Below are 22,300 nucleotides of genomic sequence, written 5' to 3'. Positions count from 1 at the left end.
CGGGACGGGCCTGACCGAGCCGGGTGGGCCGGTACGGCGTCCTCCGGCGCCGCCCGGGGCGCTCAGGCGCGGGTGAGCGAGGACTGCGCGGCCGGCTCGGGGAGGTCCGCCGCCGGCTCCGCGGCCGGGCGCTCGCGCAGCGACAGCAGGACGCGCAGCACCGCGATCCACACCAGGCAGGAGCCGACCATGTGCAGGCCGACCAGGACCTCCGGCAGGTCGGTGAAGTACTGGACGTAGCCGATGAGCCCCTGGGCCAGCAGCACCAGGAACAGGTCGCGGGTGCGGTCCAGGGGGCCCTTGGGCGCGTCGACGGCCTTCAGGACGAACCACAGGGCGAAGGCCAGCGTCACCACGATCCAGGCCAGCACGGCGTGCAGCTTGGTGACGGACTCCCAGTCGACCGGCATACGCGGCACGTCGCTGGAGTCGCCCGCGTGCGGGCCCGCGCCGGTGACCACCGTGCCGACGGCGATCAGCAGCACCGCCGCGGCCACCAGGAACCACACCAGCTGCTGCACCGACCTGCCGACCAGCGGGCGCGGGGCGGCGTCGCCCTCGCGGACGCGCAGCCACAGCACGGTGGCGACCGCGATCAGCGCGGTGGAGAGCAGGAAGTGCGCGGCGACCGTGTAGGGGTTCAGGCCCACGAGCACGACGATGCCGCCGAGCACCGCGTTGCCCATGACCACCCAGAACTGCGCCCAGCCGAGCCGCGTCAGGCTGCGCCGCCACGGCTTCTCGGAGCGGGCGGCGACGATCGCCCAGCCGACGGCGGCGCACAGCACGTACGTCAGCATGCGGTTGCCGAACTCGATGGCGCCGTGGACGCCCATCGCGTGGGTGTTGGTGAGCGAGTCGGCCGTGCACTTGGGCCAGGTCGGGCAGCCCAGGCCGGAGCCGGTCAGCCGGACGGCGCCACCGGTCCCCACGATCACCACGGACATCACGAGCGCGCTGAGCGCCGCGAGCCGGACGGTCCGGGGGGCCGGGGTCCAGCGTGCGGCGATGTAGGCGAGCGGGTTGCGCGCGGCTTGAGCCACGTCGGCTCGGGTCACGTTTGGCACGTCCCCATGCTAGGCCCGGGCTTGTGCATGAATTCACGCGGGGCCGCGCGTCCGGCCGGGTGGCCCTCCGAGTGGCCGACACGGCCGGGAGCGGAGCCGTTTGCGCAGCTCGTCGGCCCCGTGGCCGACCGTCCGAGTGCGGGCCGCCGGGCGTACGGCACGCGCGTACGCCCCTGTGACCGCGCCCGGACGTGCCGCATCTCACCCCGGGGGCCGACGGACGCCGACGCCTCGGCGGCGGTGGGCCGCCGTCGCCGCTCCCGGCTACTCCCAGCGGAAGAACCTCGCCGCCGCGCCCAGCCCCAGGACGGCCCACACCGCCAGGACGCCGAGCTGCGGCCAGGGCACGCCGGCCCCGTCGCGCAGCACGTCGCGCAGCCCCTCCGAGAGCGCGGCGATCGGCAGCAGGCCGAGCACGGACTGCGCGGCGTCCGGGAACTTCTCCAGCGGGACGACGACCCCGCCGCCCACCAGCAGGAGCAGGAAGACCAGGTTGGCGGCGGCCAGCGTGGCCTCCGCCTTGAGGGTGCCGGCCATCAGCAGGCCCAGGCCGGAGAACGCGGCCGTGCCCAGCACCAGCAGGAGCAGCACGGCGAACGGGCCGCCGTGCGGCGACCAGCCGAGGGCGAACGCGATCACCGTCAGCAGGATCACCTGGAGCACCTCGGTGACCAGCACGGACACCGTCTTCGCGGTCATCAGGCCCCAGCGCGGCAGCGGCGAGGACGCGAGCCGCTTGAGCACGCCGTAGCGCCGCTCGAAGCCGGTCGCGATGGCCTGCCCGGTGAACGCCGTCGACATCACCGCCAGCGCCAGGATGCCCGGCGCCAGGAAGTCGACGGCCTCGCCGTCGCCGGTGTCGACGACGTCGACCGAGCTGAAGAGCACGAGCAGCAGCGTCGGGATGACGACCGTCAGCAGCAGCTGCTCGCCGTTGCGCAGCAGCATCCGCGTCTCCAGCGCCGCCTGGGCCGCGATCATGCGGGCCACCGGGGCGGCGCCGGGCTTCGGGGTGTACGTACCCGTGGTGGTCACGAGCGCAGCTCCTTGCCGGTCAGCTCCAGGAAGACGTCCTCGAGGGTGTGCCGCTCCACCGAGATGCGGTCCGGCATCACGCCGTGCTGGGCGCACCAGGACGTGACCGTGGCCAGCAGCTGCGGGTCGATCTTGCCGGTGACCCGGTACGCGCCGGGCGTCAGCTCGGCCGCCGTGCAGTCGGCGGGCAGCGCCTTGAGCAGCGCGCCGACGTCGAGGCCGGGGCGCCCGGTGAAGCGCAGCGTGTTCTCGGCGCCCCCGCGGCACAGCTCCTCGGGCGAGCCCTGGGCGACGACCCGGCCCGCGTCGATGATCGCCACGTCGTCGGCGAGCTGCTCGGCCTCGTCCATGTAGTGCGTGGTCAGCACCACCGAGACGCCGTCCGCGCGCAGGTCGCGCACCAGGTCCCAGGTGGCCCGGCGCGCCTGCGGGTCGAGACCCGCGGTCGGCTCGTCCAGGAAGACCAGCTCGGGGCGGCCGACCACGGCCATGGCGAGCGCGAGGCGCTGCTGCTGGCCGCCGGACAGCCGCCGGTAGGACGTGCGGCCGCAGCCGCCGAGGCCCAGCCGTTCGATCAGCGCGTCCACGTCCAGCGGGTGCGCGTGCAGCCTCGCCACGTGGCGCAGCATCTCGTCGGCGCGGGCGCCGGAGTAGACGCCGCCGGACTGGAGCATCACGCCGACCCTGGGGCGCAGCGCGGCGGAGTCGCGGACCGGGTCGAGCCCGAGCACGCGGACGGTGCCGGCGTCGGGTCTGCGGTAGCCCTCGCAGGTCTCGATCGTGGTGGTCTTGCCCGCGCCGTTGGGGCCGAGGACGGCGGTGACGCCCTCCCCGGCGACCAGGTCGAGGCCGTCGACCGCGGTCTTCGTGCCGTACCGCTTCACCAGGGCGGCCACCTGGACGACGGGCTCACTGCGCATGGGTACGGAGTCTATGACCGCGCCGGGCGGTCCCGGCGCGCGGGGCCGCGCGCTCAGCCCAGCACCCACTCCTCGCGCGAGCGGTGCAGCGCGAGCCACCTCTCGGCGTAGGCCACCGCGTCGGCCACGGGGAAGAGGCGGGCCTCGGCGGCGCCCGCCCGGCCCCGGACGACGGGGCGGTCCCGCTCGAAGTCGTGCCCCAGCTCCTCGAACCGCTCCGAGGTGATCGCCACCTCGCGCACCACCTCCCAGCGGCTGCCGCCCCCGGGCGCCCGGACCGGCCGGCCGACGTTGACCACGGGGGAGGGGATGCGGTACTCGGCCAGGTGGAAGGCGGTGCAGGTGGCGTAGCCCGCGCCGAGCAGCAGCACCCGGGCGCCCCGCTCCTCCAGCCGGGCCAGGGGGCTGCGCTCGCCGAGCCGGCAGTCGGGCGCGTGCCCCTCGACGATCTCCGCCGCGCGCGGCCCGACGGCCGCGAACGAGGTCTGGGGGTGCGCGCTGCGCAGGGCGCCCGGCCAGGTCCGCACGGTCTCCGGGACGACGCCGACCCCGCGCGAGGGGGTGACGAGCGGGTCGTACGCCGGCATCGACTCCCGTATGGGGTCCCACCACTCCCGTGGCACGGGCGGGTGGCGCCACAGGGAGGGGTCGGACAGGTCGCCGGTCTGGGTGGGGACCACGAGCGTGCCGTCCGGGCCGAGCGCGTCCAGCAGCGCCTGGACGACGGCGACCGCGCCGCCGCACACCCAGCCGAGCGAACTCAGCGAGGAGTGCACGAGGAGGGTCTCGCCGGACCGCACACCGAGCCCGCGGAGCTCGTCCGCGAGTCCGGCGCGGGTGACCAGGGGGCCGGTGGGAGGGGTCGGTGACATGGTCGGGGAGTCTGCTGGACAGGGGCGCGCGACGCCAGCGATTTGATCGATCAAAGATCGTTTCCGCAGGTCGGTTTAGGTTTACCTAAGTGATGCAGCGCACCGTCGGACGGTCCCGCCGCGGCTTGTCAGGCTCTGAGGAATTACGCAACAATGGTGTTGTGAAAAACGTCGGCGAGACTCCCCAGGAGGAACTCGCGACCGGTGAGCGGTCCACCCGCAACCGCGTCGCGCGCTCCATCCTGGACCACGGGCCGTCGACCGTCGCCGACCTCGCCGGCCGCCTCGGCCTCACCCAGGCCGCGGTGCGCCGCCATCTGGACGCCCTGGTCGCCGACGACGTCGTACAGCCCCGGGAGCAACGCGTGTACGGCGCGCGCACGCGCGGCCGGCCGGCCAAGGTGTTCGCCCTGACGGACTGCGGCCGGGACGCCTTCGACCAGTCCTACGACCAGCTGGCCGTGGACGCGCTGCGCTGGATCGCCGAGCGCGAGGGCGGCGAGGAGGCCATCGCGGCCTTCGCCCGCGCCCGCGTCGCCGCACAGGCCGACGCCTACCGCGCGGCGGTCGAGGCGGCCACGCCACAGGAGCGGATCCAGGCCCTGGCGAAAGCCCTGAGCAAGGACGGGTACGCTGCCACGGCGCGCAGCGCGCCCCTCCCGCAGACGGGCGAGCAGCTGTGCCAGCACCACTGCCCGGTCGCCCACGTCGCCGAGCAGTTCCCGCAGCTCTGCGAGGCGGAGACGGAGATCTTCTCCCAGCTTCTCGGCACGCACGTCCAGCGGCTGGCCACGATCGCCCACGGCGACGGCGTGTGCACGACGTTCATTCCCAAGATCAGTCACAAGACCGACGACAACGCATCTGCAAGCACGGCCGGGAGGAACCCCGCATGACTCTCCCCACGGAGACTGCCCACCCTGAGCTCGAGGGCCTGGGCAAGTACGAATACGGCTGGGCCGACTCCGACGAAGCCGGTGCCTCTGCCAAGCGCGGACTGAGCGAGGATGTCGTCAAGGACATCTCCGCCAAGAAGTCCGAGCCGGAGTGGATGACCAAGCTCCGCCTCAAGGGCCTGAAGCTCTTCGAGAAGAAGCCCATGCCGAACTGGGGCTCGGACCTGTCGGGCATCGACTTCGACAACATCAAGTACTTCGTGCGCTCCACGGAGAAGCAGGCGGAGTCCTGGGAGGACCTGCCCGAGGACATCAAGAACACGTACGACAAGCTCGGCATCCCCGAGGCGGAGAAGCAGCGCCTCGTGGCCGGTGTCGCGGCCCAGTACGAGTCGGAGGTCGTCTACCACCAGATCCGCGAGGACCTGGAGGAGCAGGGCGTCATCTTCCTCGACACCGACACGGCGCTCAAGGAGCACCCGGAGCTCTTCAAGGAGTACTTCGGCACCGTCATCCCGGCCGGTGACAACAAGTTCGCCGCGCTGAACACGGCCGTGTGGTCCGGCGGCTCCTTCATCTACGTGCCGAAGGGCGTGCACGTGGAGATCCCGCTCCAGGCCTACTTCCGGATCAACACCGAGAACATGGGCCAGTTCGAGCGGACGCTGATCATCGTCGACGAGGGCGCCTACGTGCACTACGTCGAGGGCTGCACCGCGCCGATCTACAAGTCGGACTCGCTGCACTCCGCGGTCGTCGAGATCATCGTCAAGAAGAACGCCCGCTGCCGCTACACGACCATCCAGAACTGGTCGAACAACGTCTACAACCTGGTCACCAAGCGCGCCGTGGCGTACGAGGGCGCGACCATGGAGTGGATCGACGGCAACATCGGCTCCAAGGTCACCATGAAGTACCCGGCCGTCTACCTGATGGGCGAGCACGCCAAGGGCGAGACCCTGTCCATCGCCTTCGCGGGCGAGGGCCAGCACCAGGACGCCGGCGCGAAGATGGTCCACATGGCGCCGAACACGTCGTCCAACATCGTCTCCAAGTCGGTGGCGCGCGGCGGCGGCCGCACCTCCTACCGCGGACTGATCGAGATCGGCGAGGGCGCCCCGGGCGCCAAGTCGAACGTGCTGTGCGACGCCCTGCTCGTCGACACGATCTCCCGCTCGGACACCTACCCCTACGTGGACGTCCGCGAGGACGACGTGTCCATGGGCCACGAGGCGACCGTCTCCAAGGTCTCCGAGGACCAGCTCTTCTACCTGATGAGCCGCGGCCTGTCCGAGGACGAGGCCATGGCGATGATCGTGCGCGGCTTCGTCGAGCCCATCGCCAAGGAGCTGCCCATGGAGTACGCCCTGGAGCTCAACCGGCTGATCGAGCTGCAGATGGAGGGCGCGGTCGGCTGACGCCCGACCGCCCTTCCCGCAAGCCCCTCCCGTAAGAAAGCGAGCACTACGACAGCCATGGCTGAGGCTCAGAACATCCCGGTCGGTTCGACGACCGCCGGTGCGATCGCGGTGGCCGCCGAGGCCGACTCGACCGTCGCCACGCGCATGAGCGCGCCCCCGTCCTTCGACGTGGCGGACTTCCCCGTCCCCCACGGCCGCGAGGAGGAGTGGCGCTTCACCCCCCTGGAGCGCCTGCGCGGTCTGCACGACGGCACCGCCGTCGCCACCGGTGAGGGTGTGAAGGTCGCCGTCGGGGCGCCCGAGGGCGTCACCGTCGAGACGGTCGGCCGCGACGACGCGCGGCTCGGCCGGGCGGGCACCCCGGTGGACCGCATCGCCGCCCAGGCGTACTCGTCCTTCGAGTCCGCCTCCGTGGTGACCGTCCCCAAGGAGACCGTCCTCACCGAGCCGATCCGCGTCGTGGTGCACGGCGAGGGCGGCACCGCCTACGGCCACACGGTCGTCGAGCTGGGCGCCTTCGCCGAGGCCGTCGTCGTCATCGACCACACCGGTGACGCGGTGCTCGCCGCCAACGTCGACTACGTCCTCGGGGACGGCGCCAAGCTGACCGTCGTCTCCGTCCAGGACTGGGACGACAAGGCCGTCCACGTGGCGCAGCACAACGCGATCGTGGGCCGCGACGCCTCCTTCAAGTCGGTCGTCGTCACCTTCGGCGGCGACGTCGTCCGCCTGCACCCGCGCGTGCACTACGCGGGCCCCGGCGGCGAGGCCGAGCTGTTCGGCCTGTACTTCACCGACAAGGGCCAGCACCAGGAGCACCGCCTCCTGGTCGACCACAACGAGCCGCACTGCAAGTCCAACGTGGTCTACAAGGGCGCGCTCCAGGGCGACGAGGCGCACGCGGTGTGGATCGGCGACGTGCTGATCGAGGCCAGGGCCGAGGGCACGGACACGTACGAGATGAACCGCAACCTCGTGCTGACCGACGGCGCCCGCGTCGACTCCGTGCCGAACCTGGAGATCGAGACCGGTGAGATCGTCGGCGCCGGCCACGCCTCCGCGACCGGCCGCTTCGACGACGAGCAGCTCTTCTACCTGATGGCCCGCGGCATCCCGGAGTACGAGGCCCGCCGCCTCGTCGTGCGCGGCTTCTTCGCCGAGCTGGTCCAGCAGATCGGCGTCGCGGACATCGAGGAGCGCCTGCTCGCCAAGATCGATGAGGAGCTGGAGGCGTCGGTCGCATGACCGCATTCGTACGCGCCTGCGGGCTGAGCGAGCTGGAGGACGACACCCCGAAGCGGGTGGAGATCGACGGCACGCCGGTCGCGGTCGTGCGGACCGAGGGGGAGGTGTTCGCGATCAACGACATCTGCTCGCACGCGAACGTCTCCCTCTCCGAGGGCGAGGTGGAGGACTGCCAGATCGAGTGCTGGCTGCACGGCTCCGCCTTCGACCTGCGTACCGGCAAGCCCTCCGGTCTGCCCGCGACGCGCCCCGTCCCCGTTTACCCCGTACAGATCGAAGGGGACGACGTGCTCGTCTCCCTCACCCAGGAGTCCTGAGACACCCATGGCTACGCTTGAAATCCGAGACCTGCACGTCACCGTCGAGGCCGACAACGCCACGAAGGAGATCCTCAAGGGCGTCGACCTCACCGTGAAGCAGGGCGAGACGCACGCCATCATGGGCCCCAACGGCTCCGGCAAGTCGACCCTCGCCTACTCCCTCGCGGGTCACCCCAAGTACACGATCACCGGCGGCACCGTCACCCTCGACGGCGAGGACGTCCTGGAGATGTCCGTCGACGAGCGCGCCCGCGCCGGCCTCTTCCTCGCCATGCAGTACCCGGTCGAGGTCCCCGGCGTCTCCGTCTCCAACTTCCTGCGCACCTCCGCCACCGCCGTCCGCGGCGAGGCCCCCAAGCTGCGCACCTGGGTGAAGGAGGTCAAGGAGGCCATGGAGCGCCTCAGCATGGACCCCTCCTTCGCCGAGCGCAACGTGAACGAGGGCTTCTCCGGCGGTGAGAAGAAGCGCCACGAGATCCTCCAGCTGGAGCTGCTCAAGCCGAAGGTCGCGATCCTCGACGAGACCGACTCCGGCCTGGACGTCGACGCGCTGCGCGTCGTCTCCGAGGGCGTCAACCGCGTCCGTGAGACCGGCGAGGTCGGCACGCTGCTGATCACCCACTACACCCGCATCCTGCGGTACATCAAGCCCGACCACGTCCACGTCTTCGCCAACGGCCGCATCGCCGAGTCGGGTGGCCCGGAGCTCGCGGACAAGCTGGAGAACGAGGGCTACGAGGCCTACGTGAAGGGTGGCGCATCCGCGTGACTTCTGCCCGCCAGGGGCTGACCGGCCTCCTCGACACCGAGGCGATCCGCAAGGACTTCCCCATCCTGGACCGCCAGGTCCACGACGGGAGAAAGCTCGTGTACCTGGACAACGCGGCGACCTCGCAGAAGCCGCGCCAGGTGCTCGACGCGCTCAGCACCTACTACGAGCGGTACAACGCCAACGTCCACCGTGGCGTGCACGTGCTCGCCGAAGAGGCCACGGCCGAGTACGAGGGCGCCCGTGACAAGGTCGCCGCCTTCATCAACGCCCCGAGCCGCGACGAGGTGATCTTCACCAAGAACGCCTCGGAGTCGCTCAACCTCGTGGCCAACATGCTCGGCTGGGCCGACGAGCCCTACCGGGTCGACCACGAGACCGAGATCGTCATCACGGAGATGGAGCACCACTCCAACATCGTGCCGTGGCAGCTGCTGGCGCAGCGCACGGGCGCGAAGCTGAAGTGGTTCGGCCTCACCGACGACGGCCGGCTCGACCTGTCCAACATCGAGGAGGTCATCACGGAGAAGACGAAGATCGTCTCCTTCGTGCTGGTCTCCAACATCCTGGGCACGGTCAACCCGGTCGAGGCGATCGTGCGCCGCGCCCAGGAGGTCGGCGCGCTGGTGTGCGTCGACGCCTCCCAGGCAGCGCCGCACATGCCGCTGGACGTGCAGGCCCTCCAGGCCGACTTCGTGGCCTTCACCGGCCACAAGATGTGCGGCCCGACCGGCATCGGCGTGCTCTGGGGCCGCCAGGAGCTTCTTGAGGACCTGCCTCCGTTCCTCGGCGGCGGCGAGATGATCGAGACCGTGTCGATGCACTCGTCGACGTACGCCCCGGCCCCGCACAAGTTCGAGGCGGGCACCCCGCCGATCGCGCAGGCGGTCGGTCTCGGCGCGGCGATCGACTACCTGAACACCATCGGCATGGACAAGATCCTCGCCCACGAGCACGCGATCACCGAGTACGCGGTGCGCAGGCTCCGCGAGGTGCCCGACCTGCGCATCATCGGCCCCACCACGGCCGAGGACCGCGGCGCGGCGATCTCCTTCACGCTCGGCGACATCCACCCCCACGACGTGGGCCAGGTCCTCGACGAGCAGGGCATCGCGGTCCGGGTCGGCCACCACTGCGCGCGACCGGTCTGCCTCCGGTACGGAATTCCTGCGACCACGCGAGCGTCGTTCTATCTGTACTCCACGCCGGCCGAGATCGACGCACTGGTCGACGGTCTGGAGCACGTACGGAACTTCTTCGGCTGAGGGGCTGCTCGTGAAGCTGGATTCGATGTACCAGGACGTCATCCTGGACCACTACAAGAACCCGCACGGGCGGGGCCTGCGGGACGGCGACGCCGAGGTGCACCACGTCAACCCGACGTGCGGCGACGAGATCACGCTCCGCGTGAAGTACGACGGCTCGACGATCCGGGACGTGTCGTACGAGGGCCAGGGCTGTTCGATCAGCCAGGCATCGGCCTCCGTCCTGAACGAGCTCCTGGTCGGCAAGGACCTGTCCGACGCGCAGCGGATCCAGGAGACCTTCCTGGAGCTGATGCAGTCCAAGGGGAAGATCGAGCCCGACGACGCCATGGAGGAGGTCCTGGAGGACGCGGTGGCGTTCGCCGGGGTCTCCAAGTACCCGGCCCGGGTGAAGTGCGCGCTGCTGAGCTGGATGGCGTGGAAGGACGCGACGGCCCAGGCACTGGACGGTGCCGACGCCGAAAGGAAGACGGCATGAGCGAGACCGTGGAGATGAAGCCGGCCTCGGAGGAGGAGCTCCGCGAGGCCCTGATGGACGTCGTCGACCCCGAACTGGGCATCGACGTCGTCAACCTCGGCCTGATCTACGGCATCCACATCGACGACGCGAACATCGCGACCGTCGACATGACCCTGACGTCGGCGGCCTGCCCGCTGACGGACGTGATCGAGGACCAGGCCAAGTCCGCCACGGACGGCATCGTCAACGAGTTGCGCATCAATTGGGTCTGGATGCCGCCGTGGGGCCCCGACAAGATCACGGACGACGGCCGCGAGCAGCTCCGGGCGCTCGGGTTCAACGTCTGAGACCTCCGGGAGACCGGACGGGACGGGGCGACGGAGCGGGTCCGGCACGGACCGGCACCGCCCCGCCCCACCGCGTACCACGGTGACGGCCGCACCCTTCCGGGGTGCGGCCGTCACGCGTACCGGGACCCGCCGGGCGCAGGGGAGCGAACCGGGCGCGGGGCCGTGGCCGACCCTTCCCCGTGGTCCGTACGTCTGTACGCACCGTTGTGTACGGTCGTCCGCATGAAGTACGCGCTGCTCTTCGGCGCCATCGCCGCCGAGGTGATGGCCACGACCGCCATGAAGTACAGCCACGGTTTCAGCAGGCTGTGGCCCTCACTGGTGACGGGAGCCGGGTACGTCGTCGCCTTCGTGCTGCTGGCCCAGGCGCTCAAGAGCTGGTCGGTCGGTACGGCGTACGCGATCTGGTCCGGGATCGGCACGGCGGCCGTCGCGGCGATCGGCGCCGCCTTCCTCGGCGAGAGCCTGACCCCGGCCAAGGTCGCCGGCATCGTGCTGATCATCGGGGGAGTGGTGGTGCTGAATCTGGGCGGGGCGCACTGACGACCGCCGGAACGCCCCGGACCGGCGGCGGAACCTCGACGCGGCGGTCCGGGACATCGGTGCGAAGGAGATCACCGGGGTGAGCCTGCGCGGGTCGTCCGTCCGCATACGGGTGGGGCGGAGGGGCCGGGGAGCCGTTGCGGGAACCGGTCCTCAGAGCGTCCCGGGGGCCGGTTCGCACGGAGGGCCCCCGGCCGGTTAGGTTGCCCCCATGACCGACACGACTGCTCCCCGCACCACCGGCGCCGTGGCCGCCGGCCTCGCCACGATCGCCGCCGACGGCACCGTCCTCGACACCTGGTTCCCCGCGCCCGAGCTCACCGCCGAGCCCGGTCCGGCCGGCACCGAGCGGCTGTCCGCCGAGCGCGCCGCGGAGCTGCTCGGCGGCGGCGCGGTCGCGGCGACCGGCCCGGACACCCGCCGGGGCGTCGAGGTCGTCGCGGTCCGCACGGTCATCGCCTCGCTCGACGAGAAGCCGGTCGACGCGCACGACGTCTACCTGCGCCTGCACCTGCTCTCGCACCGCCTGGTGAAGCCGCACGGCCAGAGCCTGGACGGCATCTTCGGCCACCTCGCGAACGTCGCCTGGACCTCGCTCGGCCCGGTCGCCGTCGACGACCTGGAGAAGGTCCGCCTGAACGCGCGCGCCGAGGGCCTGCACCTGCAGGTGACGAGCGTCGACAAGTTCCCGCGCATGACGGACTACGTGGCTCCCAAGGGCGTGCGCATCGCCGACGCCGACCGGGTCCGCCTCGGCGCGCACCTCGCCGAGGGCACCACGGTCATGCACGAGGGCTTCGTCAACTTCAACGCGGGCACGCTCGGCACCTCGATGGTCGAGGGCCGCATCTCCGCGGGCGTCGTCATCGGCGACGGCTCCGACATCGGCGGCGGCGCCTCCACCATGGGCACCCTGTCCGGCGGCGGCAACGTCATCATCTCCATCGGCGAGCGCTGCCTGATCGGCGCCGAGGCGGGCGTCGGCATCGCGCTCGGCGACGAGTGCGTGGTCGAGGCCGGCCTGTACGTCACCGCCGGTACCCGCGTCACGATGCCCGACGGCCAGATCGTCAAGGCCCGCGAGCTCTCCGGCGCCTCGAACATCCTCTTCCGCCGCAACTCGGTCACCGGCGCGGTCGAGGCCCGCCCGAACAACGCGGTCTGGGGCGGCCTGAACGAGGTTCTCCACAGCCACAACTGACGCAGCCCCGGGTCGCCGGACGGCAGGCTCGCCGCGGGCGACTTCGCCGGGGGCGAGAAGACCACCGCCTCGGCGATCAGCGACCCTCTGACCGGCCGGCGGCCGTACACGGTGCGCGGGCAGCGGCTGTCCGCCCGGGCCGACGACAGGCGGCTGATCGCCTGGGACACCCTGCCCGGCACCAGTGAGTTCCGCAACCGGCCGGTCCTCGTCACCATCGGCAGCGACAAGGTGGTCCCGCTCAGCGGCTCCCGCAGCGGCGGCGTCACCGGCGGCGGCCGCTGGACCCCGCTCCTCGCGGAGCGCTGAGCGGACCGCCCGGCGGCTCCCGGGCCGCTGCTTCCGGCCACCGGGCCGCCGCCTCCCGGCCACCGGGGCCGGTACCGCGCCGTGCCGGCGCCGGACGGGCCGGGGTACCGGTGCCAAGCGGCCCGGGATGCGTCACCATGGCCGGTGTCGGGTCCGAACGACCGGTCACGGGAGGCGTCATGAGGCTGGGCAAGGCACTCGCCACCGGAGTCGCGCAGGAGCGGCCGCGCACGCGCGAGGACGGCGCGGACCCCGGACTCCCGCTCGCGGAAGGGGAGCGGGGGACGGCCGTCTCCGGCGGGGAGGCGGCGCGGGACGCGGCGGGGACAGCGGCGAAGGTCCCGGCCGCGCGATGAAGCTGCGGCTTCCCGAGGAGCGTCCGACGGAGCCGCCGACCGGATACAAGATCGCCCGACCGGTGCTGTCGTACGACGGCACCCGTGCGGGCTTCACCGGCGTGTCCCTGGGCGCCGCCCTGCCGTACGCGGTCCTCGACGAGGCGCGCTGCGTCTACGGACGGCGCCACCGCGCGCCGCACCGCCGCTGCGACTGCGGCTTCCACTGCGTCCACGACCGGGAGCGGGCCGAGGCGATGCTGTGCGCCGCCGAACACCGGTCGGCCGTCCTGCTCGACGTCACGGTCCTCGGCGTCTACCTCCGCTTCGAGCACGGCTTCCGGTACGCGCGCCAGCGGGTCCGGACGGCCGCCGTCGGGCCCTGCCGCTGCGGCGCCGCAGCCGCGGCACTGGCCGACTCGGGCCGGGGCAGGGCCGGTTGGCGCGTCCTGGAGGCGGTGTGCGGCGCCTGTGCGCGCGCTCGTCCGGGTCCGGGTGCGGCCGTGTCCCTCGCGGCCTTCGCCCGGCTGGCCGGGGAGGGGCTGCGGGTGCGGGCGGGCGGCGGCCCCGCCGTGCCGTCTCCCGCACCGGAACTCCCCGGCCCGGCCGGACTGCCCGAACTCGTCGCCGAGGCGGCGCTGTTGCAGGCCCGGCTGGACCTGCTGCAGAGCCGGCTGGCACGCCTCGGCCGCCCGGACCCGGGGGCGCAGGGGTAGCGGCGGCGCCCGCGGGTACCCGGTTGTCCCGGGACGGGAGGAGGCGGGACGGCGTGGCCAGGACTTCGGAGCACCGGGTCGACGGACGCCGTCCCGCGGACCGGCCCGCCGGCCGACGGCCGTGCCGACGCAGACGACACGAGGAGAGAGCGCACCGATGAAGGACGAGAAGGGCAGGGCGGCTCCGACGAGCACGGGGGCCAAGGGGCCCGACGAGCTGCGGGAGCAGGTCGAGGGGACCAAGGACCGGCTCGGCGTCACCGCCGAGGAGCTGGCCGGCGAGGCCGACGCGAAGACGGGGGCCACCGACCGTGCCGCCGACCTCAAGGGGCGGGCGGGCCAGGCCGGTCACGCCGTGCAGGACAAGGCGGGCGCCGCGGGCCGCGTGGTCCAGGAGAAGGCCGCGGTCGTCCAGGAGAAGGCCGTGCAGGCGGGCCGCACCGTGCGGGAGAACGTGCCGGACCCGGTGCGGACCGTCGCGACCACCGTCGCGCAGTACGCGCTGCGCGTGCCGCGTCCCGTGCTCATCGCCGGGGCCGGCGCCGGGGCGCTCGTCGCGGCCGGTGCGCTGCGGCGGCGCGGGCGCCACTGAGACCTGTCGGGACCTGTGGGCGGACGCCGCCGAGGCCCGCGAGCGGACGCCACCGGGGTCCGTCCGCGGGCACCGGGGCGGTCGCGGTACGGGACGCGCGGACTTCGTGTCCCGCCCGCGCTCCCGCGTACGTACCGCTCGCACCGCGGCGGGGCCGACCGGGTACGGACCGGTCGGCCCCGCCGCGTGTGCGGGGACAGGGGCTGACGGGGCGTCACGGCCGGAAGCGCAGCACCTGCGGGTCGTGGTCGCTGATCTGGTCGGCGAACTCGGCGTTGATGTGCACGCTGTCGTACGTGAAGGAGCCCTTGGCGCGGATCGACGGGCTGACCAGGATCTGGTCGAGAGCCTGGCTGTTGCCCTGGTAGACGTAGGTGTAGCGCTCGCTCCTCGGCAGGGACTTGATCGCCGACCAGAGCGCGCCGCCGTCCTCCAGGAGCTGCGTCGTGCGGGAGAACTCGAAGTCGTTCAGGTCGCCGAGGGCGATCACGTCGGCGTTCCTCTGGGCCTTCAGGACGTCCTTGACGAAGGAGTTCACCGCGGCCGCCTGCCGGTGGCGCTGGGTCTCCGAGCTGCGCACCGGCGGCTGGTACTGCGAGGTCAGCCCCTGGTCGCCGCCCTTGGAGGCGAAGTGGTTGGCGACCACGAAGACCGTCCTGCCGCGGAAGACGAACTCGCCGACGAGCGGCTTGCGGCTGTTCTCCCAGGCGGCGTCGGCCGGGGCGATCCGGGCCGGGGACGCCGTCAGCCGCGCCTTCCCGCGGACCTTCTCGACGCCCACGGCGGTCGTCGCGTCGCCGCCCGCGCGGTCGGTGAACGACACGCGCTCCGGGTTGAAGAGGAACACCTGGCGGATGTTGCCGCCGGGCTCGCCGCCGTCGGCCTTGTCGGCCGGGTCGACCGAGCGCCAGTCGTAGCGGGGGCCGCCGGCCGCGACGATCGCGTCGATCAGCTCGCCCACCGTCTCGTCGGCGGCGACCGTGCCGTCGTCCGTCGCGCCGTTGTTGTCCTGGACCTCCTCCAGGGACAGGATGTCGGGCGAGCGCAGGTTGCCCACGATCGCCCGCGCGTGCGCGGCGAAGGTGTCGTCGGAGGGGTCCAGGTTCTCGACGTTGTACGTCGCCACGGCCAGCTCGCCGCGCGCCTGGGCGCGGGTGGTCTCGCGCTCGGTGCCGCCGTCCGCGACCGTGCCGAGGGTGCGGGCGGTCAGCGTGTAGCCGCCGTACTGGCTGTAGTCCAGCGGGCCCTCGGTGGTGCCCTCGAGGACGTCGCCGACGTGCGCGGTGGGGAAGGGCCGCGTGGCGGCCGGGATCAGCGACTGGATCTGCAGACGGCCGGTGTTCTGGTCGGTGTACGAGCCGTAGACGGCGCCGCCGCGGCGGTTGTCGTTCTCGTGCGGCTTCACCGTGACCCACAGCTCGTCGTACGGGTCGGTGGCGGTGACCACGCGCGAGCTGCCGATCCGGACGTTCATGCCCTCCAGGGACTCGTAGTGGTCCAGGGCGTAGGCGCGGGGACGCAGGGTGAGGCCGTTGACCGAGCCGCCCGCGGCCTCGTCGCCGGCGGGCGCGTAGCGGTCCGGCACGGAGCGGCTGTCGACGACGGTCGCGGCGGGCAGCTCGTTGCCCGAGGAGACCACGGTGACCGTGGGCCGGACGATCTCGGTGACCGACTGGTTGCCGGTGGAGGCGCCGCCCGGCACGTACTCGGACACGGTGCCGGTGACCTTCACCGCGTCGCCGACCGCGACCTTCGGGGCGGAGCTGGTGAAGACGAAGACGCCCTCACTGGTGGCCGGGTCGTCGTCCGTCTGCGGGTCCTGCATCCAGAAGCCGCGCGAGGAGCCGTAGGAGCGCACGCCCGTCACGATGCCGGTCACGTCCGTGACCAGCCGGCCGGCCAGCGGCGAGAGGCGGGTGGTGCCCTGGACGTCGTGGATGCGGACCGGGGCGGCGTCCGCGTGGGCGGGGGCGGTGAGCGCGACGGCGGACACCGCGGAGCAGACGGCGGCGACGGTGAGCGCGGCCGTGCGGGCGGAAGACTTGCTGGGCAACGGAAATCCCTCCGGGGACGTACGTGGGCGCCGGGGCGAGGGCGGGCGCGGGGCGGCGGAAGAACAGGGGCGGGAGCGGCGCCGGACGGTGGGGGGGCGGCCGGTGCGACGCGCGGAGCGGCCGGGCGGGACGTCGCCTGCCGCCTCCCCTCCCGGTCGCCCACGCGTGTCCCGCGTGGTTTCTACGCGCGTCAATCTCGTGCGTATGCCGTGCTCTTGTCAAGGTTTCGACGGCGTCGTACCCGTGACAGGTACATGAATTGGGCGGCATGGGCCCAAATCCGTCTAGGCTGAGGCCGGGCCGTTCCGGGGGTCCCCGGACCTCCGCGCGCCGCCCGTGCCTTTGCGTACTCCCGGAGGAGAACCAGCCGATGTCAGACAGCTCCACCCTGCCGCCGGTGCGGCTGCGCCCCGAAGCGGAGCTCGCGCGGGACGCGCTCGCCGCGCCCCTGCTCGCCCGTGCGGTGCGGCTCGCCCGCTGGGCCGGCCCGGACACCCGGGTCGGGGCCGGCGGCGAACTCGCCGAGGAGCACCTGGCGGACGCGGCCCGCGCGCTGGATCTGGAGGGCGACGACGCCGCCGCGTACGCGAGCGAGGCGTGGCGGGTCGCCGTCGACACCGGGCTCGTCGAGATCGTCGACGAGGAGAAGGGGACGGTGACCGCGGGCGCCGACCTCGCGCTGGTCACCGGCGGTTCGCCGCAGGACGTCCTCGGGCTGTGGCTCGGCGCCCTGGAGACGGTGCTGGCCGACGCGACCGTGCCCGACCTCGACGCGCTCGACGAGCTCGTGGACGCCGTGGAGGAGAACGGCCGGGTCGACCTCTCCGGCCTCGACTGGGACCCCGAGGCGGAGGCCGCGTTCCTCGACGGCGTGCTCGGCAACCTCTACCTGCTCAGCGTCGACGAGGACGGACCCGGCGAGGAGCCGGTGCCGCTGCCCGCCCTCGCCGCCTCGATGATCGTGCCCGACGACATGGCGCAGCCCACCGACGCCGTGCTGGAGCAGGTCTCGGACGCGATGATGCGCCTCGACGACCAGTTCCGCCTGCTCGAACCGGCCGGACTCGTGGAGTACCAGCCCGTCGACGAGGCGCTCATGGCCGACCCCGACGAGGAGCCCGCGGCGCCGGTCGACGAGACGGACGTGACCCGGTACGGCATGGTGCGGCTCACCCCGCTCGGCCTGTACGGCGTCCGGGCGCGGCTGCTGGAGGCCGGCCACCCGGCACCGGCGGTGGGCGACCTGTCCGGGCAGGGCGCGGACGCGCTGCTGGACGGCACGGCGACGTTCCCGCCGGCCGCGGCGCAGGCCGAGACCGAGCAGTGGCTCGCCCACCGCGAGCCGCTCGCCGCCGCGCGGGAGCTGCTGGCCGCCGCGCGCGGCACCGACCGGGGCGCGCCGCTGCGCCGGCTGCGCTGCCAGCAGGCCCTGTCGCTGATCGGCGCCGAGGCCGAGCCCGCGCTGCGCGAGGTGCTCGACGACCCCGAGCTGGGCGGGCTCGCCCGCGTCTGGCTCACCGAGCGGGGCGCCGCGGACGTGCCGGCGCCCTCCGAGGACATGGTCTTCTGGCTGACCGTCGACACGGTCGCCGCGCAGCTGGCCGCGGAGGGCAACTCCGCGGAGCTGCAGGGCCTGGTGGAGGGCCTGGCCCGGCAGCACAGCGGCTTCTTCGCGACGGCGTGGCGGGTCGACCACCCCGCCACCGCCGAGGTGCTGGAGGCGATGGGCCGCCTCCACCCCGACCGCAAGGTGGCCAAGGAGGCCCGCAAGGCGGCGTTCAAGGCGCGGTCGCAGCAGGGCGGTTGAGCGCACCGCCGCCCCGTACGGTGCGGGCCCCGCGCCGTACGCGCACGGCGCGAACCTCGTGCCGTACGGAGTGGCGGGGCGGCGCCGGTCCTGGAGCACGGGTCGTGACGTGGTGCCGTGTCGGTTTCGGGGTGCGGGGCGTGACGTGGTGCCGCCGGCGTACGGCGTACGGCAGCGGTTCCGTGGCATTCAGGCGGCGGGGACCCGGGCGTCGGCGGGTGTTCAGCCGGTGTTCAGGGACGGGCGGGACGGTGTGGCCGCACCGCGCGCCCGCCCCCGGCACGCCCGGCCCCGCCCGCCACCCGACGCCCCAGGAGACCCCATGTCGCTCACCCGCAGGGACTTCGCCACAAGCTCCGCGCTCACCGGCGCCGGCGTCGCGCTGGCCGGCAGCGTCGGTGCCCTCGCCACCGCCCCGAACGCCCTCGCGTCCCAGGACCACGACACCGACGGCGACGAGGCGGGACGGCACGGCGGACACGGCGGCGGCGTCGGCTACGGCCCCCTCGTCCCCGACCCCGCGGGCCTGCTCGCCCTGCCCGCCGGGTTCTCGTACCGCGTCCTGACCCACAGCGGCCGGACCAGGCTGGAGACCGGCGAGTACACGCCCTCCCACCACGACGGCACGGCCGCCTTCGCCGGTCCCCGCGGGCGCATCCTCCTCGTCAACAACCACGAGCTGGCCGGGCCCCGCGACCGGTGGGCCCACCCGGTGCCGCTGACCGAGGGCCTCGTCTACGACCCGGCCGCGGCCGGCGGCTGCACCGTCGTCGAGGTCCACCCCGGCGGCGAGGTCGCCGAACGGGTCGCCATCGCCGGCACCGCCACCAACTGCGCGGGCGGGTCCACCCCCTGGGGCACCTGGCTGACCTGTGAGGAGACCGAGGACAGGGCGGGCACCGACGGCTTCACCAAGGACCACGGCTACGTCTTCGAGGTCGACCCCGAGGACGTCCGCGCCAACCGCGACCCCCAGCCGGTCAAGGCGCTCGGCCGCTACGCCCACGAGGCCGTCGTGGTCGACCCCGGGCGCGGCCACCTGTACCTGACCGAGGACGCCTCCGGGCCCAACGGCCTGTTCTACCGCTGGACCCCGCCCAAGGGATTCCGGCACGGCCGCGGGAAGCTGCGCACGCTCGCCGACGACGCCGGTGTGCTCCAGGCGCCCAGGTGCTTCGACTCCGGCGGCCGGTTCGTCGACGACCTCTCCCGCGCCACGCGGATCGGCACGGTCTACGGCGTCGACTGGATCGACGTCCCGGACCGCGACGCGCGGAGCGTCTCCGTGCGCGAGCAGTTCGGCGCCGGCGAGGTCACCCGCGCCCGCAAGCTCGAAGGCATGTGGTGGGGCGACGGCGGCGCGTACGTCGTCTCCTCCTACGCCCGGGACGAGAGCCCCGAGCAGCACGACGGCCAGGTCTGGTTCTACGACCCCAGGCGCCGCACCCTCACCCTGAAGGTGCTCCTCGGCGTCGGCCCCGGCCTCTGTGCCGGCGGCGCCTTCGACGGCCCCGACAACATCACCGTCTCCCCGTACGGCGGTCTGGTCATCGCCGAGGACGGCGACGGCGTCCAGCACCTCTTCGGCGCGACGGACAGCGGCCGCACGTACCCGATCGCCCGCAACGAGCTGAACATCGGCACCGAGGAGGAGCCGGAGTACAGCGAGTTCACCGGCGTGACCTTCTCGCCCGACGGACGGACCCTGTTCGCCAACATCCAGACCCCGGGCATCATGCTCGCCGTCACGGGTCCGTGGAAGCGGCAGAGGCGGGGCTGACGTCCCGCGTGCCGGTGCAGCCCGGGAAAGAGAGCGCCCGTGCCGGTTCCGCCGGCCTCGGTCCGCGGGCACCACGACTGTGGACGCCGCACCTCCGTGCGACGCACCTCCAGGGCCGTGCCGCCCGGTCCGGGAGGGGCCCGCGTTGACTCCGGTGGAAAGCGCCCCCGACCATCGGGGAGGCGGTGACCACGACGAGGAGGGCGGGGCCGGACCGCCCGCGCGGGACGCGCGGGCGCATCCGCGCACCGTCCCCTCCGTACGAGGAGTGTGCGGATGACGCAGGTGAGGGCGGGGGCCCCGAGGCCGATGCGGGCGGACGCGCGGCGCAACTACGAGCGGCTGCTCGCGGAGGCGGCGGCCGCCTTCGCCGAGCACGGGGAGGGCGCGTCGCTGGACGACATCGCCAAGCGCGCGGGCGTCGGCTCCGGCACGCTGTACCGGCACTTCCCGACCCGGTACGCGCTGCTGGAGGCCGTCTACGTCGGCAGCGTCGAGGAGATCGCCGGGCGGGCGGACGCGTACGCGGCACGACTGCCGCCCGGGGAGGCGCTCCTGGAGTGGCTGACCGAGCTGGGCGAGCACCTGATCCGGCTGCGGGGACTGAAGGCCCTCCTGGGATCGGCCGGCACGGACGGAAGGTCCGCCCTGTTCGGCGAGTGCGGGCAGGGGCTGCGGGACGCGGCGGCGCGGCTGGTCGGAGCGGCGCGGCGGGCGGGGGCCGTACGGGAGGACGTCGAACCGCTCGACGTCCTGCGCCTGGCCCACGGCATCGCCACCGCCTCGGAGGTGGGCGACGGCCGCGGGCAGCACGTCCGGCGGTACATGGCGCTGCTGGCGGAGGGGCTGTGCGGGGGCGCGGGGACGGGTCCGTCCGCAGGGACGGGTTCGTCCCCGCAGGCGGGTCCGTCCGCAGGGGCGAGCCCGTCCGCGGGGACGGGCTCGTGCCGAGGGTGAGGCCGTCGCGGGGGCGGCTTCGGGGGCGCGCCGCGGCCCGCCGGCGTCCCGGGGGCGGGGAACCGGCGGGCCGCCGGGGCCGGGTGCGGGCGTCCCTAGAGGGCCTGGGCCGCGGGCTTGACCATGCCCCTGACGGTGCGGGACTTCACGAAGTCGCCCATCGCCGTCATCTCCCACTCGCCGGAGAACTGGCGGATCAGCTTCGCCATCATCACGCCCGTCTGCGACTCGGCGTTGGTGAGGTCGAAGCGGACCAGCTCCTCGCCGGTGGCGGCGTCCAGCAGGCGGCAGTAGGCCTTGGCGACCTCGGTGAACTTCTGCCCGGAGAACGAGTTCACCGTGAAGACCAGGCCCGAGACCTCCTGCGGCAGGCGGCCGAGGTCGACCGCGATCACCTCGTCGTCGCCGCCGCCCTCGCCCGTGAGGTTGTCGCCGGAGTGCTTGACCGCGCCGTTCAGGATCGACAGCTTGCCGAAGTAGCAGCTGTCGACGTGGTTGCGCTGCGGGCCGTAGGCGATGACCGAGGCGTCCAGGTCGATGTCCTTGCCGCGGTACGCGGGCTCCCAGCCGAGACCCATCTTGACCTGCGAGAGCAGCGGACGGCCGCCCTTGACCAGCGACACCGTCTGGTTCTTCTGCAGGCTGACGCGGCCCTTGTCGAGGTTGATCTTGCCGCCGCCCGGGGCGGGGGCCGGGGCCGGCGGGACCGGGGGAGCGGCCGGCTGCGGGGGAGTGGCGACCCGGGGGTCCGCGGCGGGCGCGGGCGCGGCGGCGGGCGGCTGAGCCGCGGGGAACGCGGGCTGGGCCGGTGCGGCCGGCGCGGCCGGCTCCTCCTCCACCGAGACGCCGAAGTCGGTGGCGATGCCCGCCAGGCCGTTCGCGTAGCCCTGGCCGACGGCGCGGGCCTTCCACGCGCCGTTGCGCAGGTAGATCTCCACGACCACCAGTGCCGTCTCCGTGCCCAGCTGCGGCGGGGTGAACGTGGCGAGGGCCGCGCCGTCGTCCGCGTTGCGGATCGTGGCCGTGGGCTCGATGCCCTGGAAGGTCTGGCCCGCGGCGTCCGGGCTCGCGGTGACGACGATCTTCTCGATGCCCGGCGGGACGGCGGCCGTGTCCACCGTGATCGCGTCCGGGGCCGCACCGCCGCCGGAACGGTAGGTCACGCCGGGGCCCGAGGGCTGGTTGTAGAAGATGAAGTCGTCGTCGGAGCGCACCTTGCCGTCGGCGGTGAGCAGCAGGCCCGATACGTCGAGCCGCACCGGGGCGGTGACGTCCACCGTCACGCGCGGGACGGGGAGAGGGATGTTCGAGCCGGGGGTCATAGCTGTCATGCCTGGGTAACGAGCGGGTGCGCTTTACCGTTCCCTTACCATGCGCCGAATGGCG

General features: G+C 73.2%; 23 protein-coding genes. 17 read left to right on the top strand and 6 right to left on the bottom strand.

Going from position 1 to position 22,300, the window contains the following annotated elements:
• Positions 1–62: 62 nt before the first annotated feature.
• The 4 genes from IE271_RS18190 to IE271_RS18175 form a co-directional block, all read right to left on the bottom strand.
• Positions 63–1,067: a COX15/CtaA family protein gene (locus IE271_RS18190; RefSeq protein WP_190191394.1), complete on the bottom strand. Its 1,005-nt coding sequence runs from the start codon at positions 1,065–1,067 to the stop codon at positions 63–65.
• A gap of 264 nt (positions 1,068–1,331) precedes the next feature.
• Positions 1,332–2,048: an ABC transporter permease gene (locus IE271_RS18185; RefSeq protein WP_229919394.1), complete on the bottom strand. Its 717-nt coding sequence runs from the start codon at positions 2,046–2,048 to the stop codon at positions 1,332–1,334.
• A 50-nt stretch (positions 2,049–2,098) separates the two neighbouring features.
• Positions 2,099–3,022 carry an ABC transporter ATP-binding protein gene (locus IE271_RS18180; protein WP_190191392.1) on the bottom strand — a complete coding sequence of 308 codons (924 nt, stop codon included), beginning with the start codon at positions 3,020–3,022 and terminating at the stop codon, positions 2,099–2,101.
• 53 nt (positions 3,023–3,075) lie between these two features.
• Complete coding sequence (locus IE271_RS18175; protein WP_190191391.1) at positions 3,076–3,894, bottom strand: AAC(3) family N-acetyltransferase; 819 nt, start codon at positions 3,892–3,894, stop codon at positions 3,076–3,078.
• A 161-nt stretch (positions 3,895–4,055) separates the two neighbouring features.
• Here IE271_RS18175 and IE271_RS18170 point away from each other — a divergent pair, with 161 nt between their 5' ends.
• The 14 genes from IE271_RS18170 to IE271_RS18105 all read left to right on the top strand — a co-directional run bounded on the left by IE271_RS18170 (position 4,056) and on the right by IE271_RS18105 (position 14,316).
• Positions 4,056–4,790 carry a helix-turn-helix transcriptional regulator gene (locus IE271_RS18170; RefSeq protein ID WP_190191390.1) on the top strand — a complete coding sequence of 245 codons (735 nt, stop codon included), beginning with the start codon at positions 4,056–4,058 and terminating at the stop codon, positions 4,788–4,790.
• Complete coding sequence (gene sufB / locus IE271_RS18165) at positions 4,787–6,208, top strand: Fe-S cluster assembly protein SufB (RefSeq protein WP_190191389.1); 1,422 nt, start codon at positions 4,787–4,789, stop codon at positions 6,206–6,208. Before IE271_RS18170 ends, sufB begins: the two co-directional genes overlap by 4 nt.
• A gap of 57 nt (positions 6,209–6,265) precedes the next feature.
• The gene (sufD, locus tag IE271_RS18160; protein WP_190191388.1) at positions 6,266–7,456 is read left to right on the top strand and encodes a Fe-S cluster assembly protein SufD; all 1,191 of its coding nucleotides are present in this window, start codon (positions 6,266–6,268) and stop codon (positions 7,454–7,456) included.
• On the top strand, positions 7,453–7,773 hold the full coding sequence (locus tag IE271_RS18155; protein ID WP_190191387.1) for a non-heme iron oxygenase ferredoxin subunit: 321 nt from the start codon (positions 7,453–7,455) through the stop codon (positions 7,771–7,773). Before sufD ends, IE271_RS18155 begins: the two co-directional genes overlap by 4 nt.
• 7 nt (positions 7,774–7,780) lie before the next feature.
• On the top strand, positions 7,781–8,545 hold the full coding sequence (sufC, locus tag IE271_RS18150) for a Fe-S cluster assembly ATPase SufC (protein WP_190191386.1): 765 nt from the start codon (positions 7,781–7,783) through the stop codon (positions 8,543–8,545).
• Entirely contained in the window at positions 8,542–9,810 is a 1,269-nt protein-coding gene (locus IE271_RS18145) for a cysteine desulfurase (protein WP_190191385.1), read from the top strand. The genes sufC and IE271_RS18145 overlap by 4 nt, the downstream gene beginning before the upstream one ends.
• Before the next feature lie 10 nt (positions 9,811–9,820).
• The gene (gene sufU / locus IE271_RS18140; RefSeq protein ID WP_190191384.1) at positions 9,821–10,288 is read left to right on the top strand and encodes a Fe-S cluster assembly sulfur transfer protein SufU; all 468 of its coding nucleotides are present in this window, start codon (positions 9,821–9,823) and stop codon (positions 10,286–10,288) included.
• Positions 10,285–10,617, top strand: a complete 333-nt coding sequence (locus tag IE271_RS18135) for a metal-sulfur cluster assembly factor (protein WP_190191383.1) — start codon at positions 10,285–10,287, stop codon at positions 10,615–10,617. Before sufU ends, IE271_RS18135 begins: the two co-directional genes overlap by 4 nt.
• Positions 10,618–10,842: 225 nt before the next feature.
• Positions 10,843–11,163: a DMT family transporter gene (locus IE271_RS18130; RefSeq protein WP_190191382.1), complete on the top strand. Its 321-nt coding sequence runs from the start codon at positions 10,843–10,845 to the stop codon at positions 11,161–11,163.
• A gap of 211 nt (positions 11,164–11,374) precedes the next feature.
• The gene (dapD, locus tag IE271_RS18125) at positions 11,375–12,364 is read left to right on the top strand and encodes a 2,3,4,5-tetrahydropyridine-2,6-dicarboxylate N-succinyltransferase (RefSeq protein WP_190191381.1); all 990 of its coding nucleotides are present in this window, start codon (positions 11,375–11,377) and stop codon (positions 12,362–12,364) included.
• A 111-nt stretch (positions 12,365–12,475) separates the two neighbouring features.
• Complete coding sequence (locus IE271_RS18120) at positions 12,476–12,673, top strand: hypothetical protein (RefSeq protein ID WP_190191380.1); 198 nt, start codon at positions 12,476–12,478, stop codon at positions 12,671–12,673.
• A gap of 179 nt (positions 12,674–12,852) precedes the next feature.
• Positions 12,853–13,029, top strand: coding sequence for a hypothetical protein (locus IE271_RS18115; RefSeq protein ID WP_190191379.1), 177 nt, complete (start codon positions 12,853–12,855; stop codon positions 13,027–13,029).
• Positions 13,026–13,724 carry a hypothetical protein gene (locus tag IE271_RS18110; protein ID WP_190191378.1) on the top strand — a complete coding sequence of 233 codons (699 nt, stop codon included), beginning with the start codon at positions 13,026–13,028 and terminating at the stop codon, positions 13,722–13,724. The genes IE271_RS18115 and IE271_RS18110 overlap by 4 nt, the downstream gene beginning before the upstream one ends.
• Positions 13,725–13,881: 157 nt before the next feature.
• A complete protein-coding gene (locus tag IE271_RS18105) occupies positions 13,882–14,316 on the top strand; it encodes a DUF3618 domain-containing protein (RefSeq protein ID WP_190191377.1) in 435 nt (144 codons plus the stop codon).
• 214 nt (positions 14,317–14,530) lie between these two features.
• Here IE271_RS18105 and IE271_RS18100 read toward each other — a convergent pair whose 3' ends face one another.
• Positions 14,531–16,369 carry a DUF8508 domain-containing protein gene (locus IE271_RS18100; protein ID WP_190191376.1) on the bottom strand — a complete coding sequence of 613 codons (1,839 nt, stop codon included), beginning with the start codon at positions 16,367–16,369 and terminating at the stop codon, positions 14,531–14,533.
• Positions 16,370–16,740: 371 nt separating this feature from the next.
• Here IE271_RS18100 and IE271_RS18095 point away from each other — a divergent pair, with 371 nt between their 5' ends.
• From IE271_RS18095 to IE271_RS18085, 3 genes are all read left to right on the top strand, one after another.
• Positions 16,741–18,177 carry a hypothetical protein gene (locus tag IE271_RS18095; RefSeq protein WP_190191375.1) on the top strand — a complete coding sequence of 479 codons (1,437 nt, stop codon included), beginning with the start codon at positions 16,741–16,743 and terminating at the stop codon, positions 18,175–18,177.
• Positions 18,178–18,499: 322 nt separating this feature from the next.
• Positions 18,500–19,957 (top strand): alkaline phosphatase PhoX, encoded by a 1,458-nt coding sequence (locus IE271_RS18090; RefSeq protein WP_190191374.1) that lies wholly within the window; start codon positions 18,500–18,502, stop codon positions 19,955–19,957.
• A 276-nt stretch (positions 19,958–20,233) separates the two neighbouring features.
• Positions 20,234–20,914 (top strand): TetR/AcrR family transcriptional regulator, encoded by a 681-nt coding sequence (locus tag IE271_RS18085; protein WP_190191373.1) that lies wholly within the window; start codon positions 20,234–20,236, stop codon positions 20,912–20,914.
• A 95-nt stretch (positions 20,915–21,009) separates the two neighbouring features.
• Here IE271_RS18085 and IE271_RS18080 read toward each other — a convergent pair whose 3' ends face one another.
• Entirely contained in the window at positions 21,010–22,236 is a 1,227-nt protein-coding gene (locus IE271_RS18080; protein ID WP_190191409.1) for a TerD family protein, read from the bottom strand.
• Between the last annotated feature and the right edge of the window lie 64 nt (positions 22,237–22,300).

The sequence above is a fragment of the Streptomyces minutiscleroticus genome, assembly GCF_014650875.1.
Classification (GTDB): Bacteria; Actinomycetota; Actinomycetes; order Streptomycetales; family Streptomycetaceae; genus Streptomyces; species Streptomyces minutiscleroticus.
This window is presented reverse-complemented; position numbering and strand designations above follow the sequence as displayed.

Coding starts and splice junctions, on each gene's coding strand:
- IE271_RS18185 (WP_229919394.1), bottom strand. CDS start 2,048: ATGATCGCGGCCCAGGCGGCGCTGGAGACGCGGATGCTGCTGCGCAAC.
- IE271_RS18180 (WP_190191392.1), bottom strand. CDS start 3,022: ATGCGCAGTGAGCCCGTCGTCCAGGTGGCCGCCCTGGTGAAGCGGTAC.
- IE271_RS18175 (WP_190191391.1), bottom strand. CDS start 3,894: ATGTCACCGACCCCTCCCACCGGCCCCCTGGTCACCCGCGCCGGACTC.
- sufB (WP_190191389.1), top strand. CDS start 4,787: ATGACTCTCCCCACGGAGACTGCCCACCCTGAGCTCGAGGGCCTGGGC.
- sufD (WP_190191388.1), top strand. CDS start 6,266: ATGGCTGAGGCTCAGAACATCCCGGTCGGTTCGACGACCGCCGGTGCG.
- IE271_RS18155 (WP_190191387.1), top strand. CDS start 7,453: ATGACCGCATTCGTACGCGCCTGCGGGCTGAGCGAGCTGGAGGACGAC.
- sufC (WP_190191386.1), top strand. CDS start 7,781: ATGGCTACGCTTGAAATCCGAGACCTGCACGTCACCGTCGAGGCCGAC.
- IE271_RS18135 (WP_190191383.1), top strand. CDS start 10,285: ATGAGCGAGACCGTGGAGATGAAGCCGGCCTCGGAGGAGGAGCTCCGC.
- IE271_RS18130 (WP_190191382.1), top strand. CDS start 10,843: ATGAAGTACGCGCTGCTCTTCGGCGCCATCGCCGCCGAGGTGATGGCC.
- dapD (WP_190191381.1), top strand. CDS start 11,375: ATGACCGACACGACTGCTCCCCGCACCACCGGCGCCGTGGCCGCCGGC.
- IE271_RS18115 (WP_190191379.1), top strand. CDS start 12,853: ATGAGGCTGGGCAAGGCACTCGCCACCGGAGTCGCGCAGGAGCGGCCG.
- IE271_RS18110 (WP_190191378.1), top strand. CDS start 13,026: ATGAAGCTGCGGCTTCCCGAGGAGCGTCCGACGGAGCCGCCGACCGGA.
- IE271_RS18105 (WP_190191377.1), top strand. CDS start 13,882: ATGAAGGACGAGAAGGGCAGGGCGGCTCCGACGAGCACGGGGGCCAAG.
- IE271_RS18095 (WP_190191375.1), top strand. CDS start 16,741: ATGTCAGACAGCTCCACCCTGCCGCCGGTGCGGCTGCGCCCCGAAGCG.
- IE271_RS18090 (WP_190191374.1), top strand. CDS start 18,500: ATGTCGCTCACCCGCAGGGACTTCGCCACAAGCTCCGCGCTCACCGGC.
- IE271_RS18085 (WP_190191373.1), top strand. CDS start 20,234: ATGACGCAGGTGAGGGCGGGGGCCCCGAGGCCGATGCGGGCGGACGCG.
- IE271_RS18080 (WP_190191409.1), bottom strand. CDS start 22,236: ATGACCCCCGGCTCGAACATCCCTCTCCCCGTCCCGCGCGTGACGGTG.